This is a genomic window from Membranihabitans maritimus (assembly GCF_021729145.1).
Classification (GTDB): Bacteria; Bacteroidota; Bacteroidia; order Chitinophagales; family Saprospiraceae; genus Membranihabitans; species Membranihabitans maritimus.
Genome location: NZ_JAJSLW010000021.1, coordinates 1 through 17,085 on the forward strand (window position 1 = coordinate 1; position 17,085 = coordinate 17,085).

Here is a 17,085-nt window from a genome sequence, read left to right on the forward strand (position 1 = left end):
TCATCTGTAAAATACTTGAAGTCTCCCCCGAATTTGTAGAACAAGTGCGGAAAGAGATGGAAGTGTAACGCACTTCGATCTGACAGGCACCAATCGAACGGAAATCCGATCCCCATTAAGTGTCCCCTTTGGCGCAGGTGAGACCGTTATATCCTTTACCTCACATGGTCCGGTATCTCCCAAGCGTATAATAGAAATGGAAGAAATGATGGCTTCATGTAGTGCTGGTAAAGTATATTCGGTTAGGGATTAGTTGTTGGTAATTAATTATTAACATCTGGAGCAGGAAATGAAAGTTCAAATTCCCAATCAACGTTTTGAAGTTTTACCTTTAGCTCTGCTAAGTTTTCAAGTAATGCTTCAAATGAGGGTTTAACTTCTTCATAAATCATATCTTCTTTCATTCTAGCATAATCCGCTTCCCATGCTTTTATAACATCATCAATTGGAATAGGATTAAGTGTCTTCGGGTTATGAAGGTTATAATCTACATGTCCCACTCTTGCATACTTATATCTATGAGAAACTATGGTTTCGTAAAGTTTTTTATCCTTAAATGTACTACCGACTATATCTGCTTTATATAGCTGGTATATATCATATAAATGACGACTTAACCGGTCTACTCTCATTTTATCTTTTGGTCGATGAAACTCCTCGTGAAGCAGAAAGAGCTTTTCTAACAAAGTGCGTTCCGGATCTACTGTTGGTACACTAAAAAGTGGACTGGAAAAACCTCTATCCTGATATACTTCATCCACCAAAGAACCAAATTCTCTTACTGTAAAAGGTTCACGTAAGGATCTACAGCTTATTTCTATTTGTACCCGGGGTAAAATGTATTCTGAAGAAGATTTAATGACGTTTGGGTAGTATATTTCCAGTACTCTCGGATCCTGATCGCTATCTTGTGCTTCAATGATTCTAAAATCCAGATCACTGAATCCATGACTTTCAAATTCTTGTTTTAGGTCTTCAAAAAATGTACCGGTAGTGTATTTCCCTGCCACTTTTCTTAACTTTTTTATTTGTGATTTGGAAATATCTCCTTCGTAACCTTCAAAAAATTCTTTATCAATTGCTAAATCTATATCCTCAGAAAATCGATGAATTAACTTCCATGCCTTGCTTAATGAAGTACCCCCTTTAAATACCAAATGTTTAGCTATTTCCATTTGGAAAATGATTTCTAAGGTTCTGCTTACCCACCAGTCTTTTTCTACCGCAAAGGGGGGCATTCCCTTTTCTGTTGCAATCGCATTGAAAATAGCTTATTTCTCAGCATCAGCTATAGTATAAAATGTTGCCTTACTCATTGATCAGGGCTTTTTTCATTATTTTTTGAATCCATACGGGTGCCAGTGCTATATCATGTGCTAAATGCTTTTGATCTTCTTCTTTAAGTAGGTGAAGTATTTTTTGTTCTTCTTTCGCACTTACTTTACCGTTGCCAATTTCTTTAAGTGCCTGAATGACTAAACGGCTTATTTTTCCTTTTGCTAATAAATTCTTGGGAGTTGTTTTTTTAAACTTTATAGTACGTTTTCCTATTTTTATTTCTCTTGGAGAACCGTCTGTAAGCAATACAATGTTCATAGGGATTTGGGTGCTCAAACCCAAAGCGTTTAAGGCATAGCTTCCTGTAGGTACGGTTCTTATTTTATCCCTTCTGGCAATGGCTTCTGCCACCTCTTCTGCAGTAGGAAGTATTGGACCAATCAATTCGCTGATTTTTGGACGTACATAAATACCATGAGCAATTCTAACAATGATCTTTTTGTCCTCTAATCTATCTAAGGCTTTGCGTACTGCATCGGAAGAACCATAGGCCTTATAATCACCGGGCATCACTAAAGACCCCTTTGGTTTGCTTTTTATTGATTTCTCTATTTTATTTTCAATGCTTTGCATTAATCAATAGTTGTTATTTTGTCACAAATTTAGTAAATATTTGTGACGACATAAATTATTTCTATAGCAATAAAAGATAGGGTTCCTATAAAGGAAATATCTTCTCCAGGGTGATCCCGGAACGAGTTCGGGACAGGCAACAATAATATATAATTATTGAACCGCCGTATACGAGGTACGTACGGTGGTGTGACCCGAAAGGGATGCCTATGGCAAGAGGCGCACTCCGTCCCTATTCAGGGTCGGAGCCGTCTACTCGATTGTGCGTTCGGCATTTTATTTCTTTGTGTTCAATAAGGTTTCAATCTTTTCAAATGATTCGTTCCAACCTTTTACCATATAGGGTTTCATTTCATTAAATGTTTTTCTTTCAATTTCTGTTGATTCGCCAAAGATTTCCCATTTAAAGGTCATCTTTACTTTATTCTCAGCTTCTTGTAAAAAATCAGCAGTTAGCATTAGACAGTCAGGATAGGTTTCTGAAAATGGTGCTTTTATAAAATTTCCGTTCTTATCGCTGAAGTTTTGCACATACACCAATTGTTCATTCGGGCTTATGGTTTTGTAATTTTATTTACCATATTTGGTCAATTGGTCAGGTGTTGTCATTTGCCAAAGTGCGGTTCCGTTTTCTTTTATGTCAGAATTCAAAAATGACATTTCTGCTCCTGTCGGTCCCATCCAACTTGTATAAGTTTCAGGGTCAATCCACATATTGAACAATGTTTTTTTATCCGTTTCAAATGTATGGCTGATGATAAATGTTTCTTCTAAATTTTCTGTTTCCTTTGTTTTCATTTTTATATTTTCATTGTTTTGTCCAGAATTTTTGTCTTCTTTATTCTTGCAAGCACTTAATGATACTAATGTCAAGATGAAAAATTCCAAGTGTTTTTCTCATTCTCTTTATTTGTTTTTAGGTTGTTTTCTTTAGCTGACGCACAACGGCCAAGCATATGGAGCGGACGCAGCGATAGCAAGTCTGATCTCATATGCAATGTTATTTACTTTTTTTCATTCTTTTTGTCAAATAAGTTTATTCCGATATGGTAGAATCTATGTATCATCACACCTACTTTGTCAGTCAGTTCAATTGCTTCGACTATTGTTGTTTGTTCTTCTTCAGTTAAATTACCAAATAACTGTGGAGATAGGAATGTATTATGGACATTCCCAATTAATAAAGACGAAGTTACCGCTTGAAAAGTTTGCTCATTAAGTGCTTTTAGTTCATCAATAAATTTTTGTGCCTTTTTATGCTCAGGAAGACATGAATAAAGTATGTGAGTTTTATTCTCCCTTGGAATTACAGTTAAAAATATAGGCTCATATTTATCATTGTGATCTTCAGAATGATTGAATAACTCATCTGAGAGATAATGTTTGGGAGTTAAAGTTGCAGAACAAGCTATTGGAATACAATAATTCATAGTTTGTGTTAGATAATCTAATTTCGAAAAATCTCTATTCTTCAATATTTCGTTCAATATTTTCTTGACATCCTCTGCTTCTCGTATCGCTGTTTCTGTTCCAATTACTCTACTTGTTTGTTCAAATTCCATTCCTGGAGAATTGAATCTGTCGTTTTCTTTAAAACCTTTAAGTTCTTCAATTTTTTGATGATATTCTTTTGCAGCTCCTCTATATATTAACAGAAAACAATGTTCATCTGATGAAATATCTATTTCTTGATCTTCTATTGGTTGAAAAACTCCTTTATCATGTACGGAACAAAAACCAAAGAAAGTAGATGCATTTTTCTTTCCTATTGGAGTCAGTCCAATGTACTGTCCAAAACCGTTGACTGTTGGGTTTTTGAAACAAAGTACTTTTTGGTTTCCATTTACATCAGATTCAACTAAACTCAAAACACCATTTCTCTGCAATGAGTGTGCTTGTATAATTTTATCTCCACAGTTGTCATTATCATAATGGTAACAAGATTTAATTCGAGAGTCCTTACTGAACTGTTTTTGAGCATCGCTCATTTCTCGTAGTATTTCACTTTCTTTCTTCATTTATCTAATTCTAATTGTAAATAACGGTAAATTATAAGTTACGTGGCGGATTGCGTGTGAATCTCTGTCCGGGTACGGACTAGAGATTAAGCGGAAATCCGCTGCTCGCATACCACTGAAACCGCCATGGAATTTATAAAATGTTATAGCCAGTTTTTATTTCGGGAATTCATTTTCATTGTCTCTAATTTCCTCAATATTTTTAAACCATCCGACCGTTTGTACATCCCTTCTTATCTCTTCTTCTAATGATTCTGGATATTTCTCCACTTTTTCGACAAATGCAAATTTAAATCTGTGGTCTTTGTTACTAGAAATCAAAATCATGGATTTACTTTTATAATTTGAAAAAAGATTAAAACTCTCAATAGCAAGGTTATTAAAAGTATTAATCATTTCAAGGGTCATTTCGTTTGTGTAAAAAGTGAAAACAATACCAACACCATTAAAATCACCATATCTTCTACCGAAATACAATCCTTTTTTATCCTTATATCTGTCGTGAAATTCAAAGTAACTATTTGAAATCATTCGTCTTGTAAGTCTATCAAATGAGAGGAGAGTCTTTGCTAATTTCTCTCTCATTGGATTAAGGTTTACAAACAACTCATGTTGTACAAACTTGTCAATAAAGTAGCTTGCTCTATTTGCCCTTAATTTGTTCCTTACCTTTTCCTCTTTTTGGAAATCTTTCCAGTCCTCGTCAATAATAAGGTAAAACCCATTTGAATCTTTGTTTAGTGCATCTGGAAAATTTCTCTTGTTTTTGAAAAAATGAGCGAGTAAATCTTTTTCTGTCCCCGATATTAAAATGAAGTCTGTGTTATTTTCTCCTGCAATTTGGAAAAACTCTTTTTGTGTTTCTAAAGGAAAATCGTACTCACCTCCTGGAAGGATTAGGGTAAATTTATTTTTGAATAGACTTTCCCTTTTTTCCAGATAATCAATAAAGTCAGGAATCGTATCCAGTTCTTTTATAATTGTTTGAAATGAATCTTTATCAAATATTGTTACATAATCGTCATTTTTTGTTACTTGATTGAACGGATAGAATTTAACGTCCTCTCCTAGATTAATTGTTAATAGAAAAAACTTTTTTATCTGATTTTTGGGAAAGGTCTCTAACTCTTTGTCTGGATGCTTAATCTTGACCTCTTGGTTTCCAAACAATAGTCTATAAGCTCCATGTAATTGTTTAACTGACTTTTCAATCGTATTATTAAAATACCGAAAATGTTTTCCTTTAAACTCATAATTTTTCACAGAAATAATAATTGCTATCGAATTAAATAGAATCAGTAAGTCACAGATTTCTTTTTTATCTCCATTCTCAAATTTAGGATTTGGATAGCACCAAAATTTAAAAAATGAATTGAATGCTAATTCATTAACAAAATTTTCTCCAATTGTTCCTTTGTCTTGCATGGGCGATTTTTAAATTGGCTATAACTTACTTATATATCTCATTTTATCAGACATAGCCAACACTATAGGATGAATATGTCTATATTTAGTATCTTTTATTCCCAAACTACAGCTCATCAAAGGGACTCTTTATGTTGTGAAGGCTCTTTGTACTTACATGGGTATACCCCCCTTAATGTAACAAATTAAATTCAAAACCTGACCTTTATTCAAAAAATTTTCATGAGATTTATCTAAATAAAGGTATTGAATATTCGTGATTAGTAGGATTATGCCAAATACGATAGGGTGATTTTAGAGGTGAGAAATAGAACTGTTACAACCTTCTTATTAATTCATAGTGACCCTCTATTTTTTTCAATATCTCCGGACTATGTGGATTTTTTCGGATAAGAGTGGACCAGGATTTGCTGGATTTTATAAAAAATAGAGTGGAGGAAAGGTAACGAGTGCGGATTAACGGGTTTTCAACCACTTACCCCTATAGGATATGAACCAGGGGGTCATCACGTTAGCAAACGGGCCCGGATTATTATTAGTTTTCTAACCGTTTTGAGGGGCTTATATTCTGCAACCTTTTCAATACTTACTGTAATACTGTCTATTTTATATTAATAAGAAATATATATTTTTATTGAGATTGTGAACTTTTCAATCTGCGGTTTCGTTTGCAAATTAGTTATTAATTAAAATTTCAATATGATGGAGTTGTCTAAACCTCATGAAACACAAACTTCAGAATACCTTTATGTGTATTTGATTAAAGGGAAAATTCAAATATCCGAGAATTTATTAAGAGATCACGATTGGCTCTTGAAGCATGATTATCAGGCATGTCAAAATAGTGAACTAAAACTTTATCAGCATAAGGATCGATTAAAAGATTTTGTAAGTAAATTTCATTTTACCACGATAGAAGGAGGTGCATTTATCCCAGCTTATTTATCACATAAGTTTAAATTTCAGCGGCTGGGATATTATAAACATGATGGGTTTTTATTACTTAATGCTATACGGGACAAAAAGATATACTCTTATCTCATTCAAGGAAGTATTCCGCAGAAATGTCAAAACATAGCTTCGAATGGAGACGAGTTTGATAAGTTTTTATCCAGGAATGCGACCTATTTATCCCAAATTGAATCGTTAACCAACTACGGCTTTGTACCATTATATTCATCTACGGATGAAAGATATAAATATGAGCTTTATAAATTAACTGACCTTTCTGGAAAAAGGATTCTATTTTATGTACAAACTACGTGTTGTCATGGAAATATAGAAGTACACACTTTTATGTCGGAGATTATCGCTAGAAGGTTTATTAGGGATTACAATGATTATTTCCTTTGCCATTGTTGTTAGTAGAATAAAAACTGATGAAAGATGGGAAGACAAAGAAAAAAATACTTGTTTAATAAATTCTCTGATAACCTAAAATACTTTGTAAATGTAAAAGTTGATTCAAGGCTTGTTGATGCATATTTGTGTCCTATCGGAATGTCATTACATTCGACCAAAGGCCTGGAAGGTGATTCGAATGATCCACTAACAGAGGAACATGTGCCTCCGCGGAGTATGGGTGGTGGTGCTATTTGTTTGGTAAGGAAAGATATTAATTCAATATCCGGGCATTCTATCGATAAGATGCTGCTTGATCATTTTAGATATAGGTCATTTATGAATGAAAATGGGGCATATCCGGTTCGTATAAATACCGACCATGAGCACCTTCGATTTATGAATGGTGAATTGATTATAGGGAAGAGAGAGAATCGGCCGTTCCTTCATTTTAATTTGGGGGATAAGAATCTTCAAAACTTCAAGAAAAAGGTCGTTGATAAGGGAGTTTTTCCGGGGTCTGGATATTCAGTGAAAATCCAAGAGCCAAAGGTTAATACCCAATTGCTCAATTCCGGATTTCTTAAAATAGCTTATTTAAAAGCATTCAGTAAAATAGGATATTCTTTGATATATAATCCGGATGGCGAAATTAATCCGACTTATGAAAAGGTAAGACAGCAAATATTGAACCCGGAAGAAAACATAATTGAATATCTACCTGTATTTTACAAAAATATTCCTCCGGTGGACGGTATATATATTGTGGGTTCTCCAGAAAGTTTACGATCTCTAATGGTGACATTTAATATTGTTATTGATGATAATGTAGAGTCATTTATGGTCGTATTGCCGTTGCCTTCAGATAGTATTTTCAAAGTTTATGATGCTTTTCAAGGCTATAAAGAAAATTCAGGATTATATCCCGAATTACATTTTCACCAGATTAAGGAATTGAAATTTGATGAAAACAGGTTGGATGCTTATTGGTTGTATCGTCTCCTCAAGACTTAATTAATTTAATAATGAAAGATATTGTCATTTTTATGCTTATGAACCTAATGATAGGCGCTTACCCATTAGGTAGTCAGGATTTGGCGATTGATAAGAGCGTAATTGGGATATTAAAGATGGGGGATATTAATATGGGGACTGCGTTTGTTTGTGAATACCAAAATATCATTGTATCATGCCGCCATACCTTTAACAATGTAGCAAATCTTTCTTTTCAAACTGAGAGTGGGCAATATAAAATTGAAGTATTACACATTGCATTCGAACAAGATTTTTCCATACTTAGAACCTTAGAGAAGTTAGATGCAGATCCCATTTCTATTAATCCCAGTTTGAAAGAAATTAATGTAAATGATACCATAAGTTATTATGGATACGATTCGAGAATAATGCATGATTTGGATACCATATTTCCAGTTGATTCCGGAAAAGCTACTATTAGAAGTATTGGAAAAACAAGTGAATTGAAAATCTATGAGTTAGATTTTATTGACTTTTATGGAAAAGGAATTCCGGGATATTCCGGAGGACCGGTCTTGGATAATAAAGGAAATCTGGTTGGTATTATTTATCAAGGGTATATAGAAACTTCTTTAAAGTCAGATTCGGACTTGATTGTAAATAAAGCCATTATTCCATTTAACCTAAAAGAAAAAATTGATGCCTTCAAGGACGAGATTAGTATCTACGAGAACCTGCTAAATCAAACAAAAAAAGGAAACAGGCAAAAATAGAAATACCTATCACAATTGTCCTGTAAAAATGGTGGGTAAGTTTACGGCACACATGTATTGTCTTTTTATATCCACTTCTGTAAGAATTCCGACCAAATAAGCTGAAGAATCAGGATCTTCATTATAAAGATCCGGTAGGAAATAGACTCCACATCCACTCAATCCTTTGGTCTTTGGCAGGATAATTCTTTGGCCATGAATCCATATTTTTTTCTGGTATTTAAGTATTATGTGATGTTCTGGATAATATCCTGACTTAATGAAGTCTTCTTGGTCAGGATGAGGATATGTAATAGTCCTGGTTGGAGCTGCATTGAATTCCCTAAGAGTCTTGTAATCTACAGATCCTTTGTTACTTGAATATCCAAAAACTAAATACCAGGAGTCATTATACTGTGGAACATGGTTAAATAAAACATAATCATCTTTAATTGGTGTATAACATTCTAAAAGTTCATTTACCAATTCATCTTTTGTTATTTCTATTAAGGCATAATCGAACGGACATTCTTCATCGCCTCTTTTACCTGTAGTTAATAAATTTCCCAATGTGTCAATATATAATGCTTCCTTTTTTCCGGGAAGTGGAACCATTAGTTTATTATAATCATTTAGCGAAATTAGGTGCCCCGCAGAGATCAGAAAGAATCGATCGTTTATTTCTGCAAAAATTCCTGAACCTAAAGGGAAAATTTTTCCTCCCTCACCTGTGACTATTTGTGTAGTTGCGTTTTGAATAATACGGGTAGATGAGTTTAAATTTTTTAAATTATAAGATAGGTCCATATTTTTTTGAATCCATAAGTTTGAACTAAATTAAAAAATATTATTTGTACATGTATTTTAAAAAAAATTATCAATCATATTATAAACCTCCTCGATGCCCTGATTATGTTATAAATCATATATGATGACCATACTCTCATAAGAATGTCTATTATAAAATAGCCTCCCGATAAGGAATTATCAAAGCTTCTGAAAGGGTTAATATATTCAAAATACTTTTCGGTAGCAAGCCAAAAAGCTTCCCCTGAAGAATTTATTAAGGAAAATCCCAATGGTTCGAAAACACCGTATAAAAGCGGGATAGAAAAAAATAGAAAATGTCCCAGTAGTAACCAGAACAATGGCTTTATAAAACTTTGCCCGTAGCTACTAAACCAATTACTGAAATATAAAATTAATTTATCCCAAAATTGATTGTACCATGGCCAGACCCAGGCCAATGATTTGTTATAATAATTCAGCTCTTCTGCATAAAATTTATCCTCCTGGATTTTGTCACTGTGTTTTGACATTGAAATCTTCAGCTGACGATAGGCTTCACGAATTTTAGGAACTTCTTTATTTGTTACACTGCTTCCTGAGGGTAGCGCCCCATCAGAGGCGTGAAAAGCTCGTATGTTTTTTCCCCAGTTACAATTGATGAATAAGGAATCCGTAATAAAGCTATCAATGATAATAAACTCCTGATATTTCGAAAATTGGGTCCTGAAGAATTCTGTTTTCCCAAGATTGGAGTTAGATATTTGAAAATATCTAGTATCATTGGTAGAATCTCTTGGTTCCATACTATAGAAATGTAAATAACCTTCATTCGTAAAATTTGAAATAGAAACTATATTGCTCTTTACACCTTTAAAATTATATGTATTCCCACTGTTCAGCCCTCCAATATTTATTTTAGTAAAATTTTGTCGACTGACATTGATATTCCCTAGCTTATATCCTCTGTCCCTAATTGTTAGTTTTTCAATATTTCCGTTAATTGGAAATCCTCCTATATCAATATCTTGAAACCGTCCTCCACATATTTCTATTTTATTTATAGTATATCCAGAAATGCGGATCTTCTCATATTTACCTCCCCAAATAAAGATTTTTTTTGACTCTATATATCTAAATGAAAATTCTCTATTAAATGTCCCATTTATCAAGTAAATATCTGAGGAAAAATTACAGAATTTGAATGTTACTTCACCATGACAAATCATTCCAATTATACTAAAGGGTTCGTCACTTAAAAAAGAACATTTATCAAAGATTAAATTTTCTTTTATTTCCAGTTCATCATCTAAATCAATTTCACCTTCAACATCATATCCCTCAAAATAAATAGTTCTTCCATTATCTCGAAGTAAGTAATCAGGTGGTGATTTTATTAATTCATTGAGTTCTTCCGAGTTGATTTTGGGTCTCGTAGTTTCCGGGGTTTCTTCTTGTTTCATTTATATTATTTTGATACTTATAATTTGGATTTAAATTTAATGATTTATAAGGTTTTAGACAGTTCTTCCAAAACCTTCTTTTTCTGCAAATGGCAATGTTTAAATTTCTTGCCACTACTACAGAAACATGGATCATTCCTTCCCCGGTCCCTTCCCATCCGGTTCAGAATTTCTCTTATTTCTTTCCGGTCTTTTGTATTGAATTCTTCTTCTAAGGATTCCCACACACCTTCCAAATGATGACTGTAAGAGCCGTTTTTATAAGATCCGAATTCCCGGCGGTATATTTGATTGCTATAAAAAGGAATTACATAATCCTCCAAAAAGCTTAAAACAGTAATCCGGCTATGGGATTGTTCGATTTTTTCCAGGGGACTGCATACGCAACATTCTCCATGTTTACTGATATGCCAGTCCTCTTCCCACGGAAAAACCTCGGAACGATCACGTAATATTGCAAAGCCCTTGGGATAGTTGAGGTGAAAGTAAACAGATATGGGAAAGGTCCCCCACGGGGTCCCTTCCCTATCTATAATGTCAATTTCTCCCTTTACCAAATGAGGATACTCGAATCCTTCAATGAATACATAATTCATCGAGGGGTATTTCATCTGTGCCTCGGACAAATCTCTAAAAAATCGACTTTCCTCCATCGAAGTACGGTTTATTGTCTCCTACTAGTGCACCCAATGCTTCCCTGCTTCCTTTTCCGGGTTCCTTTGGAGCCAATGGATATTTTGGCCCCAGGTGATTTTGCCACAATTTGGAAGCTTCATATCTGGATTCCTCATCAAGAGCCCGCTTAGCGTCTTGTATAAGATCCCAAAGAGCATGCATAAAGGATATGCGGAAAGATTCGTCATATCTGCTCAACAAGTCGTCGTGGGGCGTAGATGGCATGATGCATTCCCACCTCGAGTCCAAATCATTATAGATCCCACAAAGGGTATAGTACAGAGCTTTATCATCACGTCCGTCCCTCCCTGTAAAATGATTACAAACCAGCACGGTCAGGGTAAGGCCGTTAGGCATTTCGCACCACTTCTTTTTGAAGTCTGCCCATCCTTTCAGATATCGGATCAAACGTCGCAACTGTCCTTTCTCGTCCACATGTCCGTTCAGCCATTCGGTGAATTCCTGCGGGTCACTTTCTTCGAGGTTCCCGTTTTTGACTGTGAGAAGTGGGTGAGGCATGTCATCCGTCTTGTAATAGGAAGGATAATCTATGTGAAAAGGACCGAGGTAATCCGGTCTATAATAATTCCGGAGACATTTTTTCTTGTGCTTTGGCGGGGTCGATGTAGATCCCTTTAATGCTTCCAATATCCACTCCTGCAAAGTGGTACCATCTACGGAATCGGCCGGATCGCGATCAATATAGATGCCATCGTCCTGGTCGCAGTCTTCATCTTCGGTTCGGATATTCAGGTGATTCTTGTGACTGCCCTGTATCCAAAAACTGACCGGATAATCCGGGTGATGCTTTGAAAACCAATTCTTGATCCTTTCCCGGGTCGATTCACGGGATTCACTCATTTTTTCCCGTTTGGAATCAGGAATGGAAAGATTATTGTCATACGTGTCAAATAAAGAGTTTGTGTTTGCCATGTTTTTAAAATTTATACGATTTATCATGAGTAAAAAAATGTTCGATTTCATTCCATTGGGTACTGGTATAATGATGTCCGGCATCCTTCCCGTATGAGGTCAGGAGTTGGATTGACTTTTTGGAAGTGTTATCCATATCCACGATTTTGACCTGGGAGGAAGATAGCGATGGTGGAGTTAACCTGTAGAATAATCCGCCATCCCTCTCTATCAGTTTCCCGGTTTGATATGCGGCGATATAGTCCGAACCCGTCATAGCTGTACCGACCAATTTAGCCCCCCACTTGGAAAATGACCTGCGGGGATTAATAAATGGTCTTTCTCCTTTGGGATCACCCGGAAGCTTAATGGATAACATTGATACCCCGTCATAAGTGATTTTATGACCATCTATGGTATGCTCCTTTCCGATAAAATGATCCTTAGCTTCTGTGTACCCGATCATGCTGGGGTTGTTTACGTATAAGCCTCCATCCACATATTGGTCGCCTTCTATGGATACGGAAGGAAGGTAAGTAGGTGCCGCCGAAGTAGCCAGGGCTACTTCCACCATGGAGAACCGGCCATCCCGGTGATAGGGACCGAACGGTTTTTTGAAAACAGTGGGTCTGCCCTGTGTGATATTGAATGTGGGAATACACATCAGGTGATTGGCTGATGCCATCGTTTGGTGTCCTCCTAGAAATTCGTGCAATATATTTTCCAGGTTTGCATTGCCGTATTTTGTACCGAAAAAAGCCTGGCGGAGCCGCCGGAACGTTCTTTCTCCCCAGTTGCCACGTGGAAATATCAGTGGCCCGTGCTCTGTATAGAAGCGGGCTATTTGTTCACAGGGGATCCCGCACGTAATCCCCAAAGCGATAATGCCCCCGGTGGAAGTACCGCAGATCATATCAAAGTAATCACCGGTCAACTTCCCGGTTTTCCGTTCTATCCCTGCTAATAATTCAGCAGCATAAAGACCTTTTATGCCTCCTCCATCCAACGATAATATTTTAAAGTCAGTGGAAATTGGTATATTAACATCTGGAACGTTAATACCTTTGGAATTTAAGTTGTTTCTGTCGAAGTTTGGCTTCATATTATATTGATTTTATGAAATAAAATGCTTTATGATAAAGCTATCAGTACGATACGGAAAGCGACATAACGGATTTGCGTATAACTATATAGAAGGTCTTGTTAGATTGGGATAATCATAAGAAAATATCTACTGAGGATCTCGTTGAACTTATAAGTTGGCGGGGTGATGAGGATCCCGAAGTTCAAGAAAACTCAAAAAGAGCGGGTGCTATATTTTTTGACAGGTTTAGAGATAAGGTCATTCAAAAATGTGAAGTTTTGTGCAAACGATGGTCCCAGCCCCTTATGGTTGCAGAGGAATTGGTGGAAGAAACATTCAGTAAATTTTTTACGAGGCAAAAATTTGACATTAATAAATCATTGTCTGATGATTACGATGTGGCTGTTGAGCTTTATTTGTATAGAATTTCTTTTAATGCTCTTGTAGACAGATATAGAAGGTCTGTCAGTAAATATGCATCCAAATATACGGGAGAAGAAGATCTCGTATATGATATTACTGATTTGGATATTTTTAATGGGACAGTAGAATCTTCTACTAAACTAAAGGAAAAGTTATGGTTGTTGGAAAGAGCTTTGGATTCCTGTAATTGGAAACAAAGACTCATTTACTTAACCTATATGAATGCCGGGGTAGCGGAAAGCGAATACCCACCTCGTCATTTATCAAAAAAATTAAGAGACGTGACAGGATTAACTCAAAGGAGTATCCGTGTGAATAAAAAAATAGTGAGTGATAAAATTAAATTAATAATGGATATATATGCCAAAAAGAAATAGTATAAATATAAAAGCAGAACATTTGGACTTTTGGTTTGGTGCTACCGGATTTTATCTACCGAGAACCGAAAACGAACTCAGGCATTTTAATAAACTTTATGCGGATTATGAGTTTGAGTTGGATAGTGAAAATATAAAATTTGAGGACGTCTGGAAAGGTAATATCAAAAGGAAGAAGATAAAAACGCTCAGGCCAACTGGAGTGAAATCTTTTAAAATGGCTGCGAGGGGATTTAAAGATCTTCCCGAGGAGATACGGGCGAAAATTATCCGGAATCAAAGAAAAAATGAACAAGAATAGGAAAAGTGAAATTGCAGGAGTGGCCAAACATTACTCAAGAAATATTCAACAAAGTGTTCAAGTTACTGATTTGGTAGCTATTGCAAAAAGTGAGGACATAGGTTTAATTTTTGATCACTACAATGGATCTTTCGAGGGATTGACCGTATGTGATAAAGGGAATTTTTTTATTCATATTGATACGGATAGTACAAAAGATATCCATTCCGGAAGGACAAGATTTACCATTGCTCATGAACTGGGACATGCACTTATTGACGAGCATAGGATAGGTCTTCTAAGCGGTGCTATAGAACCACATATCTCCATATACCTTCTGGGTAATGAAGATAATGAAATTGAATTGGAAGCAGATTATTTTGCTTCTTGTCTGCTTATGCCGGAATCAATATTTCGAGCTGTGATTAATAGATATGAAAAGAAGTTTTCATTCGGGACATTGAAGTATTTATCAGACTATTTTCAAACCAGCTTCCTGGCTACGATACTCCGATTTGCAGAAGTGGGCCCCATGCCCGTATTTTTTACTTTCAATAACGATGGGAAAGTAAAATGGTATAAGCGGGGGGCATTTTTTCCGGAATGGGCTCTTAAATTCCGGGTACACGAAGACCTGCCAGAAGGGACATTGATTTCAGAGCTGTTTGAAAAAAGAATAATGCCTACTAATGAAATACGGGAGGTGGATCCGGATGATTGGTTTTATATCAATAGTGATGAATATGCATCCTATACTCTGTATGAACAATGCTGTTATCTGAGGGGGTATGATTATTTGATTAGTATGTTGTGGTTTGGAAAATAGATTAAAATAAAATAAGTTCATCTGAAAAAGGATTAATTAATCTTCTTCCGTTATTAGTTCAAAGTAATTATCAATATGGAAATTCACAAAATCGTATCCTGCTTCGGAAATGGCTTTAATATTTGCGTCAAACGCTCTTTTCAGAAACTTTTCATATAATGTTTTATTCTCATTCATTTCTGTTTTCGGATGGATGAAATCATCTCTTAATGAATTGCAATTTGATAAAGCCTCATACTTAGTAGGAAACTCCTGTACAAAATCCTTTTGAAAGAGTAATGGCATTAATTTTGTGATTTTTGTATTGAAGTCTAAGTATTCAGCTTTTTGCTTGGAAACTGATTCTCCATCTATAGTTTCTTCAAAGTTAAATGGTATGCAACTATTCATAAAAGCTTCTAGACTGGATATGGTTAGTATACAACCAACTGATAAAAATCTGATGTAGGAAACAAATCTATCGTATTGACTAAAATATTCTTCTGTGCCTATTGGTAGTAATTTATTTTTTTCATTTATTGCATATTCAAAGTTATAGTTGGCAGATCTATAGTAAATTCTTGAAAGGTCAGGTTCTGGAAACGATAGTACATTCTTTTTATTGGCAGCGGAATTGACCTGCAAGCTAATATGTGGAGAACTCCCCATTTCTTTTAGCATAATTACACCGTTCTTTTTTCGACTTTTAACCCACTTATTTAAGACTTTGAACAAACCTCTCTGTTTTTCACGTTCTAATGGTGTAAGATCGTATTTAATTTGTTGAGTTATACGAATATCTTTACCAGGTTTTACAGGACTTATTGGATTTGTTCTTATTTCTTTCAATTGTTTCTTCATGGTTTTCTCTTATAATTATTGGTTATTGTTCTTTGAATAAAAAACAGCTACTCCCTGATCCTATTTGAATTTGTTTTGATATATAATTTTGAAATTGAAAGTCACCTCTAAGTTGCCAATCTTGCACTTGATTAAAAAAGTCTTTATTTACCCTTGCTCCTTCGAAATTTGTATCAGGTGGAAATCGTACATTGAAGAAGTCAACCTTCTCTAATATTGCCTTTTCGAAGGAACATTCGCCTCGGAAGGTGGTATTAGAAAAATTTGCTCCAAATAGATATGCTTCTGTGAAATTAATTCTCTGAAAATCACAATTTATGAATTGTCCATTTAATATTTCACTATTTGTAAAATCGATACCGCCTCCACTAGACTTATTGAGTACTATGTTAGGCATGTTTAAATTAGAGAAATTAGTTTGGAATAGTTTAGCCCTAGATAGATTCATACCACTTAGATAATCAGGGAACAGTTCAATATTTCCAATTCTACCAAAATTAACATGGCTAAGATCAATATTTCCTCTATTCTTACTTCCTAGTTTATTCAACCTTTTGATTATGCCGATGATTCTAAATATGCTCTCCTTGGAATTCGAATATCTAAGATCATCAATTTCTTCAATATATCTTTTGATTTCAAGCTTATTTTCCCCTTTAGAATTTACCCAATTAAATAGTAGAACTAAAATTGCTGCGTCAACGATACTGGCAATCATGGATGGTTTTAAGTTCTCAAATAAGTTATCTATACTGGTTTTGGGGGAAAGTTGAAATATTATTATTGTGATCAAGATGACAATAAATAAAGTAAAAAAGGATAATTTAACTTTATCTAGTTGAATTCGTTGCCACATTATTTTTATCTTTTTAAAATAGCTTTTTTGCTTGATTTGTTTTTTTTCAGTCAGTAAGTTCAAAAACTGAATGAGAATTAATGTTATTAATGTTATTGTCACAAGACCTATAAGACACAATAAATATATTGTCATTTGCAG

Annotated in this window: 19 protein-coding genes; 6 read left to right on the forward strand and 13 right to left on the reverse strand. The window is 34.9% G+C overall.

What is annotated here, in order from left to right; all coding sequences use genetic code 11:
- Positions 1-263: 263 nt before the first annotated feature.
- The 6 genes from LVD47_RS19505 to LVD47_RS19530 form a co-directional block, all read right to left on the reverse strand.
- Entirely contained in the window at positions 264-1,175 is a 912-nt protein-coding gene (locus tag LVD47_RS19505) for a nucleotidyl transferase AbiEii/AbiGii toxin family protein (protein ID WP_236979849.1), read from the reverse strand.
- A 133-nt stretch (positions 1,176-1,308) separates the two neighbouring features.
- A complete protein-coding gene (locus LVD47_RS19510) occupies positions 1,309-1,911 on the reverse strand; it encodes a DUF6088 family protein (RefSeq protein ID WP_236979851.1) in 603 nt (200 codons plus the stop codon).
- A gap of 276 nt (positions 1,912-2,187) precedes the next feature.
- Positions 2,188-2,469, reverse strand: coding sequence for an SRPBCC domain-containing protein (locus tag LVD47_RS19515; protein WP_369427828.1), 282 nt, complete (start codon positions 2,467-2,469; stop codon positions 2,188-2,190).
- Between the two features lie 12 nt (positions 2,470-2,481).
- On the reverse strand, positions 2,482-2,784 hold the full coding sequence (locus LVD47_RS19520; protein WP_236979855.1) for an SRPBCC family protein: 303 nt from the start codon (positions 2,782-2,784) through the stop codon (positions 2,482-2,484).
- 131 nt (positions 2,785-2,915) lie between these two features.
- Positions 2,916-3,929, reverse strand: coding sequence for a hypothetical protein (locus LVD47_RS19525; protein WP_236979856.1), 1,014 nt, complete (start codon positions 3,927-3,929; stop codon positions 2,916-2,918).
- Between the two features lie 156 nt (positions 3,930-4,085).
- Entirely contained in the window at positions 4,086-5,354 is a 1,269-nt protein-coding gene (locus LVD47_RS19530) for a hypothetical protein (RefSeq protein WP_236979857.1), read from the reverse strand.
- 699 nt (positions 5,355-6,053) lie between these two features.
- Between LVD47_RS19530 and LVD47_RS19535 the strand changes: the two genes are divergently transcribed.
- Genes LVD47_RS19535 through LVD47_RS19545 form a run of 3 tightly spaced genes read left to right on the forward strand, consistent with a single transcriptional unit; the run spans position 6,054 to position 8,443 of the window.
- Entirely contained in the window at positions 6,054-6,719 is a 666-nt protein-coding gene (locus LVD47_RS19535; RefSeq protein WP_236979858.1) for a hypothetical protein, read from the forward strand.
- Positions 6,720-6,740: 21 nt separating this feature from the next.
- Positions 6,741-7,709: an HNH endonuclease gene (locus LVD47_RS19540; RefSeq protein ID WP_236979859.1), complete on the forward strand. Its 969-nt coding sequence runs from the start codon at positions 6,741-6,743 to the stop codon at positions 7,707-7,709.
- Between the two features lie 11 nt (positions 7,710-7,720).
- The gene (locus tag LVD47_RS19545) at positions 7,721-8,443 is read left to right on the forward strand and encodes a S1 family peptidase (protein WP_236979860.1); all 723 of its coding nucleotides are present in this window, start codon (positions 7,721-7,723) and stop codon (positions 8,441-8,443) included.
- A gap of 9 nt (positions 8,444-8,452) precedes the next feature.
- Here the strand turns inward: LVD47_RS19545 and LVD47_RS19550 are convergent, their stop codons facing one another.
- The 5 genes from LVD47_RS19550 to LVD47_RS19570 all read right to left on the reverse strand — a co-directional run bounded on the left by LVD47_RS19550 (position 8,453) and on the right by LVD47_RS19570 (position 13,360).
- Positions 8,453-9,229 carry a hypothetical protein gene (locus LVD47_RS19550; protein WP_236979861.1) on the reverse strand — a complete coding sequence of 259 codons (777 nt, stop codon included), beginning with the start codon at positions 9,227-9,229 and terminating at the stop codon, positions 8,453-8,455.
- Positions 9,230-9,303: 74 nt separating this feature from the next.
- Positions 9,304-10,671 carry a hypothetical protein gene (locus LVD47_RS19555; protein WP_236979863.1) on the reverse strand — a complete coding sequence of 456 codons (1,368 nt, stop codon included), beginning with the start codon at positions 10,669-10,671 and terminating at the stop codon, positions 9,304-9,306.
- A 44-nt stretch (positions 10,672-10,715) separates the two neighbouring features.
- Positions 10,716-11,267 (reverse strand): YecA family protein, encoded by a 552-nt coding sequence (locus LVD47_RS19560; protein WP_236979865.1) that lies wholly within the window; start codon positions 11,265-11,267, stop codon positions 10,716-10,718.
- A 34-nt stretch (positions 11,268-11,301) separates the two neighbouring features.
- Complete coding sequence (locus tag LVD47_RS19565; RefSeq protein ID WP_236979866.1) at positions 11,302-12,279, reverse strand: cyclic GMP-AMP synthase DncV-like nucleotidyltransferase; 978 nt, start codon at positions 12,277-12,279, stop codon at positions 11,302-11,304.
- A 4-nt stretch (positions 12,280-12,283) separates the two neighbouring features.
- Complete coding sequence (locus LVD47_RS19570) at positions 12,284-13,360, reverse strand: CBASS cGAMP-activated phospholipase (RefSeq protein WP_236979868.1); 1,077 nt, start codon at positions 13,358-13,360, stop codon at positions 12,284-12,286.
- Between the two features lie 98 nt (positions 13,361-13,458).
- Here LVD47_RS19570 and LVD47_RS19575 point away from each other — a divergent pair, with 98 nt between their 5' ends.
- The 3 genes from LVD47_RS19575 to LVD47_RS19585 are packed head-to-tail and all read left to right on the forward strand — an operon-like array spanning position 13,459 to position 15,248.
- Positions 13,459-14,142 (forward strand): sigma-70 RNA polymerase sigma factor region 4 domain-containing protein, encoded by a 684-nt coding sequence (locus LVD47_RS19575; RefSeq protein WP_236979869.1) that lies wholly within the window; start codon positions 13,459-13,461, stop codon positions 14,140-14,142.
- Complete coding sequence (locus tag LVD47_RS19580) at positions 14,126-14,443, forward strand: hypothetical protein (RefSeq protein WP_236979870.1); 318 nt, start codon at positions 14,126-14,128, stop codon at positions 14,441-14,443. The genes LVD47_RS19575 and LVD47_RS19580 overlap by 17 nt, the downstream gene beginning before the upstream one ends.
- Positions 14,430-15,248, forward strand: coding sequence for an ImmA/IrrE family metallo-endopeptidase (locus LVD47_RS19585; RefSeq protein ID WP_236979871.1), 819 nt, complete (start codon positions 14,430-14,432; stop codon positions 15,246-15,248). The genes LVD47_RS19580 and LVD47_RS19585 overlap by 14 nt, the downstream gene beginning before the upstream one ends.
- Positions 15,249-15,284: 36 nt before the next feature.
- On the opposite strand, the gene LVD47_RS19590 is transcribed toward LVD47_RS19585, so the two are convergent.
- Together LVD47_RS19590 and LVD47_RS19595 are read right to left on the reverse strand one after the other, a co-directional pair.
- On the reverse strand, positions 15,285-16,088 hold the full coding sequence (locus LVD47_RS19590; RefSeq protein WP_236979872.1) for a hypothetical protein: 804 nt from the start codon (positions 16,086-16,088) through the stop codon (positions 15,285-15,287).
- Between the two features lie 22 nt (positions 16,089-16,110).
- The gene (locus LVD47_RS19595; RefSeq protein ID WP_236979873.1) at positions 16,111-17,079 is read right to left on the reverse strand and encodes a pentapeptide repeat-containing protein; all 969 of its coding nucleotides are present in this window, start codon (positions 17,077-17,079) and stop codon (positions 16,111-16,113) included.
- Positions 17,080-17,085: the final 6 nt, after the last annotated feature.

Coding starts and splice junctions, on each gene's coding strand:
- LVD47_RS19525 (WP_236979856.1), bottom strand. CDS start 3,929: ATGAAGAAAGAAAGTGAAATACTACGAGAAATGAGCGATGCTCAAAAA.
- LVD47_RS19585 (WP_236979871.1), top strand. CDS start 14,430: ATGAACAAGAATAGGAAAAGTGAAATTGCAGGAGTGGCCAAACATTAC.
- LVD47_RS19545 (WP_236979860.1), top strand. CDS start 7,721: ATGAAAGATATTGTCATTTTTATGCTTATGAACCTAATGATAGGCGCT.
- LVD47_RS19510 (WP_236979851.1), bottom strand. CDS start 1,911: ATGCAAAGCATTGAAAATAAAATAGAGAAATCAATAAAAAGCAAACCA.
- LVD47_RS19555 (WP_236979863.1), bottom strand. CDS start 10,671: ATGAAACAAGAAGAAACCCCGGAAACTACGAGACCCAAAATCAACTCG.
- LVD47_RS19505 (WP_236979849.1), bottom strand. CDS start 1,175: ATGGAAATAGCTAAACATTTGGTATTTAAAGGGGGTACTTCATTAAGC.
- LVD47_RS19595 (WP_236979873.1), bottom strand. CDS start 17,079: ATGACAATATATTTATTGTGTCTTATAGGTCTTGTGACAATAACATTA.
- LVD47_RS19535 (WP_236979858.1), top strand. CDS start 6,054: ATGATGGAGTTGTCTAAACCTCATGAAACACAAACTTCAGAATACCTT.
- LVD47_RS19570 (WP_236979868.1), bottom strand. CDS start 13,360: ATGAAGCCAAACTTCGACAGAAACAACTTAAATTCCAAAGGTATTAAC.
- LVD47_RS19590 (WP_236979872.1), bottom strand. CDS start 16,088: ATGAAGAAACAATTGAAAGAAATAAGAACAAATCCAATAAGTCCTGTA.
- LVD47_RS19530 (WP_236979857.1), bottom strand. CDS start 5,354: ATGCAAGACAAAGGAACAATTGGAGAAAATTTTGTTAATGAATTAGCA.
- LVD47_RS19550 (WP_236979861.1), bottom strand. CDS start 9,229: ATGGACCTATCTTATAATTTAAAAAATTTAAACTCATCTACCCGTATT.
- LVD47_RS19540 (WP_236979859.1), top strand. CDS start 6,741: ATGGGAAGACAAAGAAAAAAATACTTGTTTAATAAATTCTCTGATAAC.
- LVD47_RS19565 (WP_236979866.1), bottom strand. CDS start 12,279: ATGGCAAACACAAACTCTTTATTTGACACGTATGACAATAATCTTTCC.
- LVD47_RS19580 (WP_236979870.1), top strand. CDS start 14,126: ATGCCAAAAAGAAATAGTATAAATATAAAAGCAGAACATTTGGACTTT.
- LVD47_RS19560 (WP_236979865.1), bottom strand. CDS start 11,267: ATGAATTATGTATTCATTGAAGGATTCGAGTATCCTCATTTGGTAAAG.